This is a genomic window from Eubacterium uniforme (assembly GCF_900167115.1).
Lineage (GTDB): Bacteria > Bacillota > Clostridia > Lachnospirales > Lachnospiraceae > Eubacterium_S > Eubacterium_S uniforme.
Window position 1 is genome coordinate 48,040 of record NZ_FUXZ01000016.1, and the last position, 18,731, is coordinate 66,770.

An 18,731-nucleotide genomic window follows, 5' to 3' on the forward strand; every position below is an offset into this window, starting at 1 on the left:
GGATTCGAAGTGTTTGCACGACGTGAAAAATCTGTGCTTGCACGGAGTGGATATATATGATAATAAAAAGGATGATTTGTATGGATATAGGAAAGAAAAATAATAGAAAAAAGATTTTAATGGATATATTTGAAGATAAGCATTATGTTCCGATGAAGATAAAGGAACTTGCTATTCTTCTTAATGTAAAAAAAGAGGATAGAGAAGAACTTGAAGAAGTATTAAATGAATTAATAAGTGAGGGGAAGATTGCTCTTTCAAAAAGAGGAAAGTATGCCCTTGCCAAAGATGAGATTTATACAGGTATTTTTGAAAGCAATGAAAGAGGATATGGTTTTGTTACTGTAGAAGGATTTGAAGAGGATTTCTTTATTCCTGAAAAGTATACTATGGATGCTTTTTATCATGATACCGTTCAGATTCAGGTTATTCATGATGGTGGAAGTTCAGCTGGAAGAAGTGGAAAAGTTAGAAGAACAGAAGCTAAGATAGTAAAGATATTAGATCATGAAATTAAGAAGATTGTTGGATATTATAAGAAGAGCAAGAACTTTGGTTTCGTGATTCCTGATAATAGAAAGATAACAAGTGATATTTATATTCCTTCAAAGTTATCAGAGGTTGCCGAAAGTGGTCAGAAAGTAGTTTGTGAAATTACTGAATATGGTTCATTTAAGAGAAAACCAGAGGGAAAGATTATTGAGGTTATTGGATATGCCACAGAACCTGGTGCTGATATTACATCAATTGTTAGAGCGTATGACATACCGGAAGAATTCCCTGAGGAAGTACAAAATTATCTTGTAAATGTTCCTGATGTTGTTGAAGAAAAAGCAATTGAAGGAAGATTTGATTTAAGAGGTGAGTATACTATTACTATTGATGGTGAGGATGCAAAGGATTTAGATGATGCCATCACTATTAGTAGGAATGGTGATGTTTATACATTAGGCGTTCATATTGCAGATGTTTCACAGTATGTTACAGAGGGAAATCCACTTGATAAGGAAGCACTTAAGCGAGGTACAAGTGTGTATCTTGCAGATAGAGTTATTCCTATGTTACCGAGAAAGTTAAGTAATGGCATATGCTCACTTAATGAGGGAGTTGACAGACTTGCTCTTAGTTGTATTATGGATATTGATAAGACAGGTAAAGTTATTAATCATAATATAACAGAAACTGTCATTAAAGTTAGTAAGAGATGCAGTTATAATGAGATTTATGCGATTATAAAAGGTTCTATTGATAATGAAGATGGATTATGTGAAGAAGGTGAAGGTTCTAATGTTGATGAAAAATATTTAGAGATTGTAAATAATTCACCTGAATGGCTTATAGAAATGACTAAGGTTATGCTCGAGTTATCAAGGATTATTCGAGAAAAAAGATATAAGCGTGGTGCAATTGACTTTGATTTTCCAGAAAGCAAGATTATTCTTGATGAAAAAGGCAAAGTTGTTGACATTAAGGCTTATGATAGAAATAGAGCAACTAAAATTATCGAGGACTTTATGCTTATAGCTAATGAAACTGTGGCTGAGAATTTTTTCTGGCTTGAGGTACCATTTGCTTATAGAACTCATGAAACTCCTGATAATGAGAAGATGAAACAGTTATCTACGTTTATTAATAACTTTGGATATGTTATGCATTTTGGTGGTGATGATGTTCATCCAAAGGAACTTCAAAAATTACTTGATAATATTGAAGGTACGGATGAAGAAAACATGATTAGCAGAATTACGCTTCGTTCTATGAAGAGAGCCATGTATTCACCTGATTGTACAGGTCATTTTGGCCTTGCAGCGAAGTACTATTGTCATTTTACATCACCTATTAGAAGATATCCGGATTTACAGATTCACAGAATTATAAAACAGTATTTACATGGGCAAATGGATGGTAAATACATTGCTCATTATAAAAAGATATTACCAGATGTATGTAAGAATTCATCGACACTTGAAAGAAGAGCTGATGAGGCTGAAAGAGAAGTAGAGAAACTTAAGAAGGTTATTTACATGTCAGATAAGATTGGTGAGGAGTATGAAGGTGTTGTCAGTGGTGTAACACGTTTTGGTATGTACGTTGAATTGCCAAATACTGTTGAGGGCATGGTTAGAATATCGGATATTGAAGGGGATTTCTTTGAACTTGATGAGGAGCATTTTGAACTTGTCGGTAATCTTACAAATAAAAGATATAAGCTAGGACAGAAAGTAAAGATTTGGGTTTATGATACTGATAAAATTATGAAGACTATTGATTTTAAACTTGTAAATGAAAATAATAATGAATAGTTATTAATTGAAAAGTAATTAACTAGAATTAGTGATAATGATTGTAATATAAAGGATGGTAGGATATGGCTAAATCACATGGAGAGAAGCTTATAGCGAACAATAAAAAAGCGTATCATGATTATTTCATAAAAGATACTTATGAAGCTGGAATTGAGCTTTTTGGTACAGAAGTAAAATCCTTAAGAATGGGAAAGTGTTCTTTAAAGGAATCTTTTATAAGAATAGATAATAAGGGTGAAGTAATGGTTTATGGAATGCATATTTCACCATATGAAAAAGGTAATATTTTTAATAAAGATCCACTTCGTCCAAGAAAACTATTGCTTCATAAATATGAAATTAATAAGCTTAAGGCTGAAATTGAGCAAAAAGGATTTACAATTGTTCCTTTAAAGGTCTATTTTAAAGGTGGTCTTGCTAAAGTCGAGATTGGTCTTGCACAGGGTAAGAAGCTTTATGATAAGAGAGAAACTCTTGCAAAGAAGGATCAGCAGAGAGATATAGAAAGAGCATTTGCTAATAAAGGAAAATACTAAAATTATGATAAAATCTAGTGGTTTATAGTTTTAAACAATATATATAAACGCTTTATAGTAATAGTTGGTATAAACTTGACATAAGTAGGGTAAAATAGTAAAATTATGTTGTGTAAATACCAGTGAGGGCTAGTACTGGTTTCGACGGGGACCATGAAGGTGGAGAAGCGAGCCGGAGTGAATACGTTACATTCTAAAACTTAAATATAAACGCTAACGAAAATTTAGCTTACGCTGCTTAATTAACGCAGCAGTCTTACCCTTTGCACCTACACTTAGGGATTAAGGCTTCATCTATGTAGGAAACGACTGTATCAAAGCTTTGAGATGCAGGGCGTATTATGAAGCTACTGAAACTAATTGGTTGTTTGTTCCTTGTTAGTGGAGGGAATGTTAAAGAATAAACTACGCTCGTAGAAGTACAGTGAATTGATTTTCGGACATGGGTTCAACTCCCATCTAGTCCATTTGTAACAGTGGGGATTGTTTTTTGTGTCCCCATTATTTTTTTGTGAGATGAGAGGATTATATATTATGAGAAAAACGAAGATTATTTGTACTATAGGTCCATCAAGTGATAACGAAAAAACGTTAAAAGCCATGATTAAGGCAGGCATGAATGTTGCGAGACTTAATTTCTCTCATGGCACACATGAGGAACATCAGATGAAAATTGACCTTATAAAGAAGGTTAGAGATGAAATTGATGCACCAATTCCAATTATGCTTGATACAAAGGGACCAGAATATAGAATTAAAACTTTTAAGGATAAGAAAATCACATTAAGTGAAGGTGATAAATTTACATTCACTACAAAGGATATTGAAGGTGATCAGGAGAAAGTATCTGTAACATATAAGGATTTACCTAAGGATATATCTGTTGGTGATAAGATTTTAGTTAATAATGGTTTGGTAATCTTAAAGGTTACTGATGTAAAGGGCGATGATGTTAATTGTATTTGTGAAACAGGTGGTGTTTTATCAGATAGAAAGAGCATGAATTTCCCTAATAAAGTTATGAAGAATGATTATCTTAGTGAGCAGGATAAGTCAGACCTTTTATTTGGTATTGAGAATGAAATAGATTTTGTTGCTGCATCATTTGTTTCAAATAAAAAAGATATGACTGATCTTAGAGCTTTCCTCGATAAGAATGGTGGAGAGAACATTGATATTATAGCTAAGATTGAAAATAGATCAGGTGTTAATAACATTGATGAAATATGTGAAATCGCTGATGGTATTATGATTGCCAGAGGTGATCTTGGTGTTGAAATACCATTTATTGAAGTACCTTCTGTTCAGAAGTATTTAATTGAAAAGTGTAGACTCCTTGGTAAGAGAGTTATTACGGCAACAGAAATGCTTGAGTCTATGATTAATAATCCAAGACCAACAAGAGCTGAAATTAGTGATGTTGCTAATGCTGTATATGATGGTACAAGTGCGATTATGTTATCAGGTGAATCAGCTGCAGGTAAATATCCTGTTGAAGCTGTAACTAACATGGCTCAGATTGCTGAGTTTACTGAGAAAAACATAGATTATACACAGTGGTTTTATCATAACAAATATCAGACAAAGAATAATATAGATGCTGTTAGTCATGCAACGTGTGCCATGGCAATTGATGTTAAGGCAAAGGCTATTGTTGTTGCATCAATTACAGGACAAACAGCAAGAATGGTAAGTCGTTTTAGATGTCCAGTAGACATCGTTGGAATGACAACTTCAAAACGTGCATGGAGAAAGTTAAACATGAGTTGGGGTGTTACACCGGTATTATCAGAAGAGTTTGAATCAATTGATGTTATGTTTCATTATGCATTACATAATGCTAAGTCAGTATTTAAATTATCAAAAGGTGATAATGTAGTTTTAACAGGCGGAAAGATAAGTGGTAAGTCTGGTAATACAAATACAATAAGGGTTGAAAGCGTATAAGGAGGATTTAAATGAGCGATTTCGTATTAAGCTGTTCTTCACCGGCGGATCTTACAAAGGAGCAATTAGAAGAACTAGGCGTTAGTTATATATTTTTTCATTTCCAATTAGATGGTAAAGATTATTACGATGATTTAGGAAAAACAGTTCCATATAAAGATTTTTTTGATGCAATGAAGAATGGTTCCATGACTAAAACTTCTCAGATAAATGTGGAGGAATATTACAGTTATTTTGAAGAGTTTTTAAAAGCAGGTAAAGATATTCTTCATGTAACACTTTCATCAGGTATTTCAGGTACATATAATTCAGCTATGATAGCAAAAACAGATTTAGAAGAAAAATATCCTGATAGAAAAATCTATATTGTAGATTCACTTACAGCAACAGGCGGATACGGATTATTAGTTAAGAAGTTATCTAAACTTAAAGCAGAAGGTAAGAGTATAGAAGAATGTAATCAGTGGGCGCTTGATAATAGATTAAATATTCAGGCTTGGATATTTACAAGTGATTTAACATATTTAATTAGAGGCGGTAGAGTATCAAAAACATCTGGTACTATTGGAAATCTTTTAAATATATGTCCAATGCTTACATTTGACAGAGAAGGAAAACTTGATACAAGATATAAAATTCGAGGAAAGAAAAAAGTTATTAAGGCAGTTGTAGATAAGGTTATCGAACAGGCATATGATCATGAAAACTACGCTGATGAAATTTTCATTAACCATGCAGATAATCTTGAAGATGCAAATGCTGTAATTGATGCACTTAATGAAAGAATGCCTAACGTTAAAGATAAAATTACACTTAATTGGATTGGAAATTTAATAGGAAGCCATACAGGCCCAGGCCTTATAGGGGTATTCTTCTTTGGAAATAGAGAAGACTAAAAAATAACGAGATGATTAGATCATCTCGTTATTTTTTATATAACTTGTATACTTGTTTTATTCATATAATTCAATTTTGTTGGATTGACAATCATAATGTGGTAAAATTATAAACGTGTGATAGTGTATGGTATCAGAATGTATTATTGTGTAGATGACTTTATAAGTTTATATATACACCGAAAACGGTTGAGTGTTTCCTAAATTCTGCGTTCGTCCATGGTATTTTTCTAAACGCTCCGAAAACTCGCAGCTAAAGCTGCTCAAACACGTTCTGCGCGTTTGAAAAATATACCAAACCTCTCTTGAATTTTTAACGGAAAACTCAAATTGTTTTCTTATGTATATATAAACTTATAAAGTCATCAACGTAATTTAATTATCTTCTGATAACATACACTATCAGAATTAGAGAGTTTATAGGAGGAAGGCTATGAATAAGCAGGAAGAGTTAAAGGTTGTTTATGATAAGAATGTGTATGGGATAAATAAGTTGCCATATAACAGTTATTTTAATGTATATAAAAATATGGATGAATTTAAGAAGAAAGATTCATCACTTGTTAAAAGTTTAAATGGAAAGTGGAATGTTAAGTATTATGATGGTAAGGAAGAGCATACTACAGAGATACTTGATGTTACAGAAGAAGTTGTTAGTGTTACAACACCTCAAAAGGAAGGGAAGGTTAATGTACCTTGTAATCTTGAACTTGAAGGTTTTGGGGATATGCAATATGTAAATTCTCAGTATCCTTGGGATGGACATGAAGATGTTAAAATGGGTGAATTTAATTTTTCAGCCAATCCATATTATGAACTTTCAAGAGAATTTTTATGCCCTGAAAAAGTTGATATGAAAAAGCCAGGAGCTGTATTAGGATTTAACAAGGATTATCAGTATATACTTGATTTTGAAGGTGTGGAAGGTCAAACTTTTATCTATATCAATGATCAGTTTGTTGGGTATACAGAGAATTCATTTTCTCCAGCGAAATTTGATATTACTAAATTTATTGGACCTAAAAATAATATCTTAGTTAGAATTTATAAGAGAGGAACTGCTTCATATCTTGAGGATCAGGATTTTTGGAGATTTACAGGTATATTTAGAGATGTAAATTTAATTAAGCTACCTAAGGCTAATATTTTTGATGTTAAGGTAGATTATACACTTTCTGATGATTATAAAAACGCTGATGTCGAAGTGAAACTTACATGGAATGAAGATGTAGTAGTAGAAAGATTTGATGAGTATAATGTTGGTACTGATGTGGAAGTATACAGTGATAGTGTTGACATTGCAGATCTTTCTGAGGTTGAAGATGGTGAAGGTAGCTATACCATGCCAGAATTAGAGGATGATGACAAAGAAGTTAAGTTACAAAAATCAATTAAGGATGTAGCTAAGATTGTTATTGATAAGAAGAAAGAAAAGAAGTTTCATGAGTTTGAATATGCATATATTTTAAATGATGGTTCTCAAAAAGAATATGGTAAAGCTAGTGGTGATTTATTTAACTTTAAAATAGAGAATCCTAAGTTATGGAGTGCAGAGACTCCTTTTGTTTATGCACTTATAATTAAGGTTAAAGGTGAATTTGATTATATAGTTAGTTGCGAATTCGGACTAACTGATTTTGCTATGGTTGATGGCGTTATGAAACTTAATGGAAAGCGTATTATGTTTAAGGGTGTTGATAGGCATGAGTTTAGCGGATATAGTGGAAGAGCTATAACTAAGGAAGATATGGAATGGGATGTTAAGTTTATGAAAAAGAATAACATTAATGCTGTTAGAACATCACATTATCCAAATAGTCCATATTTTTATTCGTTATGTAATAATTATGGTATTTATGTTATTGATGAAGCTAACTTAGAAACTCATGGTTCATGGATGCAGGCTCAAACAATAAATACTGAGCGAAGAATTCCAGGAGATGATATGTCATGGATGTCTTTGGTATTAGACAGAGCTAAGAGTTTGTATGAAAGAGATAAAAATCAGCCATGTGTTCTTATATGGTCATGTGGAAATGAATCAAATGGTGGTAAAGTTATTTTTAATATGTCTGAGTATTTCAGAAAGGTTGATAAAAAACGTTTAGTTCATTATGAAGGAATCTTTCATGATAGAACTTATAATGCTACGTCAGATATGGAAAGTCAGATGTATACAAAGCCACAGGATGTTGAAAAATATTTAAATGAAAATCCTGAAAAACCATTTATTAGTTGTGAATATATGCATGCCATGGGTAATTCTCTTGGTGGTATGAAGTTATATACAGATCTTGAAAAGTATGATAAATATCAGGGGGGATTTATTTGGGATTTTATAGATCAAAATATTATCTCTAAAGACGGTAAAGTTTTATTCGGTGGAGATTTTGATGATAGACCATGCGATTATAACTTCTGTGGAGATGGAATAGTATTTGCTGATAGAAGTAGTTCTCCTAAGGTTGTAGAGGTTAAAAAGTTATATCAGAATATAAAGATTACACCTGATGAAGATGGTGTGCTTATTAAGAATGATAATCTTTTTGTTGATTTATCGGATTATTATTTTACACTTGAAATATTGAAGAATGGAATTGAACAGAATTTATATATGCTTGAATCTGTTGGTGAAGGAATTAATGTTAAGCCGCAGTCAGAACAGTATTTTAAGTATGATGCTGTAATTGATTATGAAGTTGATTACGAAGAAATTGTTGAGTGTTTTGATTTTTCTAATGACGAATATGAAAAGCCAGAATCAGATAATGAAGATAAGTCACCAGTGAAAGTGGATATCGATAAGGAAAAATATGAATATACATTTAGAGTTAGTGCTCATTTAAAGAATAATACTAAGTGGGCAGAAGCTGGATATGAAGTGGCTTTTGGTGAATATGTATGTGGAAATTATAAGTCAAAAGAAATAAAAACTAAGAAGTTTAAGGTTATTGATGGAGATTATAATATTGGTGTTAAGGGTGAAGGATTTTCATATTTATTCTCTAAACAGACTGGTAGCATTTGCTCCATTAAGAAGAAGGATAAAGAATTCTTAAGACTTTTCCCTATGCCAACTTATTGGAGAGCCATTACAGATAATGACAGGGGTAATGGGCTTGAATATAAGTCTGGAATTTATAAATTGGCATCTATGACTCAGATCCCTATTGATATGGATGTTGAGGCGAAGGAAGACCGTATAACAATTAATTATACATATAAATTCTGGGCAGTTATGGATGGTGTAAGTACAGCTTCGTATACTGTTTACACAGATGGTACAATAGATGTTAATATGAAGTATTTTGGCCTTCCAAATGGACCAAGTCTTCCTGAGTTTGGATTAGAAATTCCTATTGTTAAGGATATTAAGGACGCTTGGTATTATGGATATGGTCCAGAGGAAAACTATATTGATAGATGTAATGGAGTTAAATTAGGATTATATGATATGGATGTAAATTCGAATTTAACTCAGTATGCAAGACCACAGGAGTGTGCAAATAGAACGGGAGTTAGAAAACTTCAGATTCATAATGATGAGTCGGTTGCATTAACATTTGAGATGATTGATACTCCATTTGAGTTTAGTTTCTTACCAAATTCAACATATGAAATTGATAATGCAATTCATATTCATGAATTACCAAAGAGTGATTGCAATACATTAAAGATTCTTGCTAAGCAAATGGGTGTTGGTGGCGATGATTCTTGGGGTGCACCGGTACATGATGAATTCTTGATTGATGGAAGTGAAAATCTTGAATTTAATTTTAGAATTTACTAATATGTTTCATTAATTCATAGAAAAAACATAATTTACTAATATAATATTTAAAGAACATAGAGATAACTGTTTTTATAAGTTAAGGAGAAGTTTATGGATCTTAATGTGTTAGTAGTTGATGATGAAAGTAGAATGAGAATGCTGGTTAGGGACTTTCTTGTTAAGAAAGGCTATAATGTTATTCAGGCAGCAGATGGAGAGGAAGCAATAGATATATTTTTTACAAGAAATGATATTTCACTGATTATTCTTGATGTCATGATGCCAAAGATGGATGGTTGGGAGACATGTAGGGAGATAAGAAAGTTTTCAAAAGTTCCTATTATTATGCTTACGGCTAAAAGTGAAGAGGCAGATGAATTACTAGGTTTTGAACTTGGGGTAGATGAGTATATTTCAAAACCATTTAGCCCAAAAATTCTAGTTGCAAGAGTGGATGCTATTCTTAGAAGAACTAATAGTCTTGCAGGTGATGACATTATTAAAGCTGGTAAAATCGTTGTTGATAAACAGGCACATATTGTTACAATAGATGGTTCACAGGTTGAATTAAGTTTTAAGGAATTTGAATTATTATCATATTTTATAGCTAACAGTGGAATTGCACTTTCAAGAGAAAAGATTCTTAACAATGTTTGGGATTATGATTATTTTGGAGATGCAAGAACCATTGATACACATGTTAAGAAACTTAGAAGTAAGATGGGTGTATGCGCGAATTATATAAAAACAATTTGGGGCATGGGATATAAATTTGAAGTAGATGAAGAAAATGAATAATGAAACTAAAGTAAGCAAATTAAAATCTATTAGATTTAGAATTTTGGCCATATCAGTGTTTATTATAGTGGTTACAATAGCATTGATTCTTTTAGCAAATAACTTGTTTCTAGAAAAATTCTATATAAAGCAAAAAGAAAAAAGTGTTGTTGATATATATAACAAAATAAAAATGGTATATATTAATCATGATAAGAATTCTGAAGATGATGAGAATAATGAGATTTTTAATGTAAATGATGTATATTTCGTTAATACTCTTTCAGAAGAAGAACAGAACAAAATTGATAATATTTGTGAAAATGGTGGCGTTACTCTTTTAGCAGAGGATGAAAAATCATGTATTGAATATTATTTTGGGCCAGCAGAAATACTAAAGAAACAATTAGATTATAATATTTATAATGTTTCCCTAGATGGGGAATATGTATTAAATTATTTCAAAGATAATAATAGAAATGATGATCATGTGATAGAGTTATATGGTTGCATTAATGAAAAACATTACATGATTATTAGAGTTGCAACACAGAACATTAAGGATAGTGTAGATGTGTTTAACAACTTTTTTATGTATGCAGGTTTAGTTGCAATTTTACTTAGTATCATTTTGATATTTATTGCAACTACTTCATTTACAAAACCAATACTTAAACTCGCCAAGTTATCTGAAAAGATGAGTAATTTGGATTTCTCTACAAAGTATGAGAGTAGAGGAAAAGATGATGAAGTTGATGTACTTGGTAATAGTATGAATAATCTTTCTAATAAATTAGAAATGACTATTTCAGAACTAAAGACAGCTAATGAACAGTTACAAGAAGACATTAAGATTAAAACCGAAGTTGATGAGATGAGAAAGGAATTTATTTCAAATGTTTCTCATGAACTTAAAACACCGATAGCTCTTATCTCAGGATATGCAGAAGGACTTATTGATGGTGTTAATGAAGATCCAGAAAGTCAAAAGGTATATTGTGAAATAATTGCGGATGAAGCCTCAAAGATGAATAAGATGGTTAAAAAACTTCTTACTCTTAATAAAATTGAATTTGGAAAAATTGAGACTTATCCGGATAAATTTGATATAATATCGGTTATATGCGGTATACTTGGAAATACACAGATTATGTTAGAAGAGAATAACATTAATGTGGTATTTGCTGAGAATAATTCATATATGATTTATGCTGATGAATTTCAGACAGAGGAAGTAATTACCAACTTTATCAGTAATGCAATTAATCATTGTATGGCTAATAGCAATGGCAGAAAGATAATTAAGATTGATGTTATGGATATTGGAGATAAAGTTAAGGTGAATGTTTTTAATACTGGTAATCCAATTCCTGATGAGGAACTTGAAAAGATTTGGATTAAATTCTATAAGGTGGATAAGGCTAGAACAAGGGAGTATGGTGGAAGCGGTATTGGACTTTCAATTGTAAAAGCAATTACAAATTCAATGGGCACTGAGTGTGGCGCTGTTAATGAAAAAGATGGTGTTTCATTCTTTGCAACATTTAATAAACCTAAGGAGAATGACAATGATAGCAATAATTGATTATGATGCAGGTAACATTAAAAGTGTAGAGAAAGCATTTGCTTATCTTGGTGAAGAAACTATTTGTACCAGGGATAAAGATGTTTTACTTAATGCAGATAAGGTTGTACTTCCAGGAGTTGGCTCTTTTGGAGATGCAATGGAAAAAATTAATTCATATGGTTTAAAGGATACTATTATTGAAATATGTAATAGCGGAAAACCATTTATTGGAATTTGTCTAGGACTTCAATTATTGTTTGAAGAAAGCGATGAAACTCCAGGAGTTAAAGGTTTAGGAATTCTTAAAGGAAAGATTAAAAGAATACCATCAGATGGTTCTTTAAAGATTCCACAGATAGGTTGGAATTCACTTGAACTTTGTAATGATGGTAGATTGTTTAAGGGCCTAGATAAGGATCCATATGTATACTTTGTTCATTCTTATTATTTAGAAGCAGAGGATGAAAGTATCGTTAAAGCTAAGACTGAATATGGTGTTAGTATTCATGCATCTGTTGAAAAAGGAAATGTATTTGCTTGTCAGTTCCATCCAGAAAAGAGTGGTGAGATAGGACTTAAAATACTTAAGAATTTTATTGAATTATAGATTGGAGAAAGATATGCACACTAAGAGAATTATTCCTTGTTTGGATGTTAATAATAATAGAGTTGTAAAAGGTATTAATTTTGTTAATTTAAGAGATGCAGGAGATCCAGTAGAAGTTGCTAAGGCGTATAATGAAGCTGGTGCAGATGAATTGGTTTTCCTTGATATTACAGCTTCTAGTGATAATAGAAATACTGTTGTTGACATGGTAAGAAGTGTTGCTGAGCAGGTATTTATTCCATTTACAGTTGGTGGCGGAATTAGAAGTGTTGATAATTTTAAAGAGTTACTTCGTGAAGGCGCTGATAAGGTTGCGATTAATTCGGCTGCTATTATGAATCCACAACTTATAAGTGATGCGGCTGATAAATTTGGTAGTCAGTGTGTTGTTGTTGCAATTGATGCTAAAAGAAGGGCCGATGGAAGTGGATGGAATATTTTCAAAAACGGTGGAAGAGTTGATATGGGGATAGATGCCATAGAGTGGGCTATGAAAGCTGATAAGCTTGGCGCAGGAGAAATTCTTCTTACAAGTATGGATTGTGATGGAACTAAAAATGGTTTTGACATAGAACTTACAAAGATGGTTTCTGATAATGTTTCAATCCCTGTTATTGCAAGTGGTGGTGCAGGTAATGTTGATCACTTCTATGATGCACTTACAGCTGGTGGCGCAGATGCAGCACTTGCCGCTTCATTATTCCACTATAAAGAACTTGAGATTTCTGAAGTAAAAGAATACTTAAAGAATAAAGGCGTAAGCGTACGAATGGTATAAAGTTATGAGTATAAACGTAAATGATATTTTCCCAGATAACGGATGGAAAAAAGTACTAACAGATGAATTTGAAAAAGACTATTTTAAAGAGTTAATGGCATTTGTTGAAAAAGAATATGAGAGCAGAACTTGTTATCCGGCCATGGAAAACATTTTTAATGCTTTTAGGTTTACGGATATAGATGATGTAAAAGTAGTTATACTTGGACAGGATCCATATCATAATGTTAATCAGGCGCATGGGCTTAGTTTTTCAGTCCCACAAACTCAGGAAGTTATACCACCATCATTAGTGAATATATATAAAGAAATAGATAATGAGTACAAAACAGGAATACCTAATAATGGATATCTTTTAAAGTGGGCTAAACAAGGCGTTTTATTACTTAATACAGTTTTAACTGTACGTGAACATGAAGCTAATTCCCATAAGAATAAAGGATGGGAAAAGTTCACAGACAGAGTAGTGGAAGAACTTAATAAGATTGATAGACCGATTTGTTTTATGCTTTGGGGTAATCCAGCACAGAGAAAATGCAAGGCTTTGGATAATGAAAAACATCTTATATTAACTGCTCCGCATCCAAGTCCATTATCTGCATATAGAGGATTTTTTGGATGTAAACATTTTAAAGCAGCAAATTGTTTTCTTGATGGGAATGGAATTGAAAAGATAGATTGGAAAATTGAAAATATATAAAATTATTTCGTTTTCAAATGTATTAAGGAATTTAATAAATATAATATATAAAAATGATTATGTGTTTTAACATAATCATTTTTATTTTGCTGTTATATGTTTTGTCAATAATGCTAAAAAAAGGTTGCATTATTATAAAATTTATGATATATAATTTATATATGATTTTTGGAAACTATTTCACGCGGCATTAAATAGTGTACAAATTTGAATAAAGTTGTACAGCATTTTGATACATTTATATTATTTACTTGTAATTTTTACCAATGAATAATATAATCGAATCGTGGAAAGGCTACAAATGTTACAACTTTGATTTAGGAAAGGATGTACGGGGGTGGTCGACTTTTCAAGGTGAAAATCATAATGGAAACGATATAAAGTGCACGGCGCATTTTATCAATAAACTATTTTTTACTTTAAAAAGGAGATGAAAAATGAAGAAGAAGTATTTAGCATTATTACTATGTGCTAGTATGACAGGTGCATTAGTAGCAGGATGCGGTAATGAAGAAAGCAAGAAGGATGATACAACAAAGCAAGGCGGCGAAACAAAAGGTACAGAGGCAGCTACCGTAGATAAGGATAAAGCAGAAGATGCAATTAAGAACCTTATCGCAAATACTGAAGGAAAAGTAGAACTTAATCTATGGTGTTCAGAAGTAGAAGCATATCAGACTACAGTTAAGAAACTAGTTGATCAATTTACTCAGGAATATAGTGATGTTGATTTTGATATTAAGATTGGTGCTGTTTCAGAATCACAGGCTAAGGATCGTGTATTAGAAGATGCAGAAGCAGCAGCTGATGTTTTTGTATTTGCTGATGATCAGACACAGGATTTGGTTGCAGCAGGTGCTCTACAGGAAGTAGCAGCAACTTATACTTATAATCCAGCTGAAACTAACTCAGAAGCTACAGTTAGTGCTGCATCAGTTGATGGTAAGCTTTATGCATATCCATTAACAGCTTCTAATGGTTATTTCTTATTCTATAATAGTGAATACCTTACAGAAGAAGATTGTGCTTCTTGGGATACACTTACAGCTAAGGCTAAGGAAAAAGGCAAGAAGGTTGGTATGGATGTAGCTAACGGTTGGTATTTATACGGATTCTTCTCAGGAGCTGGTTGTGAACTTACAAAGAATGAAGATGGTACTAATACATGTACATGGAATGATGAAAAGGGCGTTAAGACAGCAGAAGCAATTAAAGAACTTGCAAAGAACGATTCATTCATTTCAATTAACGATGAAGATGCTATGTCAATGATGCCTGATGGTGATTTGATTGCATATGTTTCTGGTACATGGGATGTTAATACTATTAAGGATGCATATAAAGATGGTTATGCAGCATGTAAACTTCCAACATTTAACTTAGATGGCACACAGACTCAGATGGGTTCATATGCTGGTTATAAGTTTGTTGGTGTAAATTCATATTCAAAGAATACAGGTTGGTCTATGCTTTTAGCTGAGTATTTAACTAACGAAAATAGTCAGAAAGCTATTGCAGATGCGACAGGTGAAGGTCCTGCTAATACAGCAGCAGCAGCTACTATAACATCACCTGCTCTTGAAGCTTTAGTTGCTCAGTCAGAATTCGCTAGTCAGCAGATAGTTGGCGATAAGTTCTGGGATCCAGCAAATGCTCTTGGAGCAGCATTAGTAGAAGGCAAGGAAGATGCAAAGAAACTTGTTGATTCAGCTGTTGAAGGTATTACACAGAAATAAATATAATTAGTTTTAATTATATAAACATAAAAAATAATAGGACGGTCTAAATTGCCTTTATTGCAAGAATAAGAACCGTCCTATAGTTTTTTAAATGTTGTAAATTATTGAGTATTCCACATGTTTTTGACGTATTTTAGAGAGAAAGAGGTTGAAGTATGAAGAGTTTTTTAGAAAAAGTCAAGAAATATTTCACTGATTTTGGAACAGCGGTAGTAAAAGGAAATATCTGGACAAAACTGTCTCTTATTATCATTGGTATGGGTTATATCGGTAATGGACAGATAGTAAAAGGTATTCTTTTTTCATTAGCGCAGTTAGGCGTATTCGCATTTGTTGGTAAGTTTTGTGCTCCATACATGGCTAAATTATCAACACTTGGTACGGTTCAAAGAAAGGAAGTATTTGATCCCCTAACATTTACTAAAACAGTGAATAAATATGACAACTCATTATTAATTTTATTATATGGTGTTGTTGGAATTGTTATTATTTTTGCGTTTATTTTATTTTATATTCACAATATGAAGGCTGTATATAAAATTCAATTAGCAAGAAAGAATAGAGAGCATATTAATACATTTGCTGAAGATGTAAAATCACTTTTTAATAATAAGTTTTATATTACACTTTTAGCACTTCCATCTTTGGGAGTTGTATTGTTCTGTATTATTCCAATTATTTTTATGGCAGCTATTGCCTTTACAAATTATGATAAAGGTCATATGCCACCAGATAAATTATTTACATGGGTTGGATTTAAGAATTTCGTAGATTTATTTACAACATCAAGTACAATAACATTTGGTTATGCTTTTGTAAGAATATTAGCATGGACTATTATATGGGCTGTTCTTGCTACAATTACAACATTTATAGGTGGTGTATTACTTGCAATGTTTATAAATCATCATGATACACGTTGCAAGAAATTGTGGCGTTCATTGTTTGTAATAACTATTGCTATTCCACAGTTTGTAACATTACTTCTTGTAAGTAAGATGTTTGCAGATAATGGTATTATGAATACATTCTGTAAAAATGTTGGTATTTTGTCTTTATTTAAAAATATGGGACTTTTGTCATCATCTGCAAAGTTTATACCATTTTTAAGTAAACCAGGTTGGGCACATGTAAGTATTATTCTTATAAATATTTGGGTTGGTGTTCCATACCTTATGCTTACAGCAACAGGTATTCTTCTTAACATTCCAAGTGATCAGCTTGAGAGTGCTAAGATTGATGGCGCTTCTAATTTCCAAATATTCTGGAAAATTACAATGCCATATATTTTATTTGTTATGGGACCAAGTCTTGTAACATCAGTTATTGCAAATATTAATAACTTTAACGTAATATATCTTTTAACAAATACATATAAGACAACTAATATGAGTTTTGCAAATTCTAATGCAAAAGAAGTTGACCTTCTTATAACATGGTTATTCTCCTTAACAAATGATTATAACAATTATAAGATGGCAGCGGTTATTGGATTTATTACTTTCATTATTTCAGCAACTCTTACACTTTTGACTTATTCACGTATGATTAAGGGCGATAAAGAGGAGGTGTTCCAGTAATGAGAAAGAATAGAAGAAGAAATACAATAATTAGACATATAGTTTTAACATTACTTGCACTTTTATGGTTAGTTCCTATTATCTGGCTTGTTGTAACATCGTTTAGTGCTTATGATGGAGTTAGATATTCAAAATTCTTCCCAGAAAAGTGGTCTCTTAGACAGTATAACAGATTATTCTTTAAACCAGATTCAGCAGCAAATTATCCTGCATGGTTTAAGAATTCATTAATTATTGGTGTATTCTGCTGTATTATTTCAAGTGTATTTGTATTAATGGTTTCATATGCATTTAGTTGTATGAGATTTAAAGCTAGAAAGTCACTTATGAGCTTTTCAATTATTCTTGGAATGTTCCCAGGTGTTCTTTCAATGATAGCAATTTATTTTGTTATGAAGATGGTTGGACTTACAAATTCAAAACTTGGACTTATTTTAGTTTATTCCGGTGGTTCTGGACTGGGATTCCTTATATGTAAAGGTTTCTTTGATACAATTCCAGCATCACTTCGTGAAGCAGCTAAAATTGAAGGAGCGTCAGAGTTTAAGGTGTTTACAAGAATAGTAATTCCTTTATCAAAACCTATGATTGTATATACAGTAATTAATGCATTCCTTACTCCTTGGATGGATTTTGTAATGGCAAGACTTATGATTAGATCAAGAGCACCTCAGGATTGGACAGTTGCAGTAGGACTTTTCAATATCTTACAGAAATCACTTATTGGTCAGTATTTCTCAGTATTCTGTGCCGGTGGTGTAATAGTAGCAGTTCCAATTTCAATCTTATTCCTCATTATGCAGAAATTCTACGTTGAAGGAATTACAGGTGGCGCAGTAAAAGGTTAATGATTTAAAAGAAAAAAGCACAGTAATATATAAATTAAAACTCCACGGCAGTGTCGTGGAGTTTTTTGAAAGCATTTTTAGGCTATGAGTAAGAGGTTGAGATATTTATATACCACGCATACCTGGGAGATTATTTCCTAAATTCTGCGTTCATACTTGGTATTTTTCTATAAGCTCCGAAATGCGTCGCATATCTCTGAATTTATCAGAGATACGCTCCCTTCTGCGCTTATGAAAAATATACCAAACTTCACTTAGGAAGATTTGCTAATGCAAATCTCTGACTCCGCTCAAAGCCGCGGAGGGCTCCTCTGATAAAATCAGAGGTAGACTTGAATTCTTAACGGAAAAATCAAACGGTATGCTTTGGTATATAAATACCTCATCCTCTTTATTATAGTTTAGTATCTTACTTTCAAAAAAAGGGGCTGTAAAAAAACTCCCCTAACAGAAAAGTAGCTATGAGCTCGCGCTCATAGCTACTTTTTGGTATAATTAGGTTATGCAACTAACTAATTATAAAACCAATGATAATTATACATTAAAACAACTAAAATTACCATTAGTTATCGAAAAATTAATTGATATTTCTGATCCGGTTTATACTTTTTGTGATGTAATGGACCACATCGACCTAACACCATACTTTGTAGAAGGGAAAGGCTACAAAACAGGTCG

13 protein-coding genes and 1 other RNA gene are annotated in these 18,731 nt (G+C 32.2%); all 14 read left to right on the forward strand.

Annotation, left to right across the window (positions count from 1 at the left end):
• Positions 1-80 precede the first annotated feature (80 nt).
• The 14 genes from rnr to B5D16_RS11290 all read left to right on the forward strand — a co-directional run bounded on the left by rnr (position 81) and on the right by B5D16_RS11290 (position 18,053).
• Positions 81-2,303: a ribonuclease R gene (gene rnr / locus B5D16_RS11225; RefSeq protein WP_078767083.1), complete on the forward strand. Its 2,223-nt coding sequence runs from the start codon at positions 81-83 to the stop codon at positions 2,301-2,303.
• Positions 2,304-2,368: 65 nt separating this feature from the next.
• Entirely contained in the window at positions 2,369-2,842 is a 474-nt protein-coding gene (gene smpB / locus B5D16_RS11230) for an SsrA-binding protein SmpB (protein WP_078767084.1), read from the forward strand.
• A gap of 126 nt (positions 2,843-2,968) precedes the next feature.
• Positions 2,969-3,312, forward strand: a transfer-messenger RNA (tmRNA) gene (gene ssrA, locus B5D16_RS11235).
• 64 nt (positions 3,313-3,376) lie between these two features.
• Positions 3,377-4,789, forward strand: coding sequence for a pyruvate kinase (pyk, locus tag B5D16_RS11240; RefSeq protein WP_078767085.1), 1,413 nt, complete (start codon positions 3,377-3,379; stop codon positions 4,787-4,789).
• An 11-nt stretch (positions 4,790-4,800) separates the two neighbouring features.
• Entirely contained in the window at positions 4,801-5,685 is an 885-nt protein-coding gene (locus tag B5D16_RS11245; protein ID WP_078767086.1) for a DegV family protein, read from the forward strand.
• 433 nt (positions 5,686-6,118) lie between these two features.
• Positions 6,119-9,475, forward strand: coding sequence for a glycoside hydrolase family 2 TIM barrel-domain containing protein (locus B5D16_RS11250; protein WP_078767087.1), 3,357 nt, complete (start codon positions 6,119-6,121; stop codon positions 9,473-9,475).
• Between the two features lie 93 nt (positions 9,476-9,568).
• The gene (locus tag B5D16_RS11255; protein WP_078767088.1) at positions 9,569-10,255 is read left to right on the forward strand and encodes a response regulator transcription factor; all 687 of its coding nucleotides are present in this window, start codon (positions 9,569-9,571) and stop codon (positions 10,253-10,255) included.
• Positions 10,239-11,819 (forward strand): sensor histidine kinase, encoded by a 1,581-nt coding sequence (locus B5D16_RS11260; RefSeq protein WP_078767089.1) that lies wholly within the window; start codon positions 10,239-10,241, stop codon positions 11,817-11,819. The genes B5D16_RS11255 and B5D16_RS11260 overlap by 17 nt, the downstream gene beginning before the upstream one ends.
• Positions 11,803-12,408, forward strand: a complete 606-nt coding sequence (hisH, locus tag B5D16_RS11265) for an imidazole glycerol phosphate synthase subunit HisH (protein WP_078767090.1) — start codon at positions 11,803-11,805, stop codon at positions 12,406-12,408. The genes B5D16_RS11260 and hisH overlap by 17 nt, the downstream gene beginning before the upstream one ends.
• 13 nt (positions 12,409-12,421) lie before the next feature.
• A complete protein-coding gene (hisF, locus tag B5D16_RS11270; protein ID WP_078767091.1) occupies positions 12,422-13,186 on the forward strand; it encodes an imidazole glycerol phosphate synthase subunit HisF in 765 nt (254 codons plus the stop codon).
• Positions 13,187-13,190: 4 nt separating this feature from the next.
• Positions 13,191-13,886: a uracil-DNA glycosylase gene (gene ung, locus B5D16_RS11275; protein WP_078767092.1), complete on the forward strand. Its 696-nt coding sequence runs from the start codon at positions 13,191-13,193 to the stop codon at positions 13,884-13,886.
• A gap of 437 nt (positions 13,887-14,323) precedes the next feature.
• Positions 14,324-15,622 carry an extracellular solute-binding protein gene (locus B5D16_RS11280; protein WP_078767093.1) on the forward strand — a complete coding sequence of 433 codons (1,299 nt, stop codon included), beginning with the start codon at positions 14,324-14,326 and terminating at the stop codon, positions 15,620-15,622.
• A 158-nt stretch (positions 15,623-15,780) separates the two neighbouring features.
• Positions 15,781-17,205, forward strand: coding sequence for a carbohydrate ABC transporter permease (locus B5D16_RS11285; protein ID WP_078767094.1), 1,425 nt, complete (start codon positions 15,781-15,783; stop codon positions 17,203-17,205).
• Positions 17,205-18,053: a sugar ABC transporter permease gene (locus B5D16_RS11290; protein WP_078767095.1), complete on the forward strand. Its 849-nt coding sequence runs from the start codon at positions 17,205-17,207 to the stop codon at positions 18,051-18,053. The genes B5D16_RS11285 and B5D16_RS11290 overlap by 1 nt, the downstream gene beginning before the upstream one ends.
• The last annotated feature ends 678 nt before the right edge of the window (positions 18,054-18,731 follow it).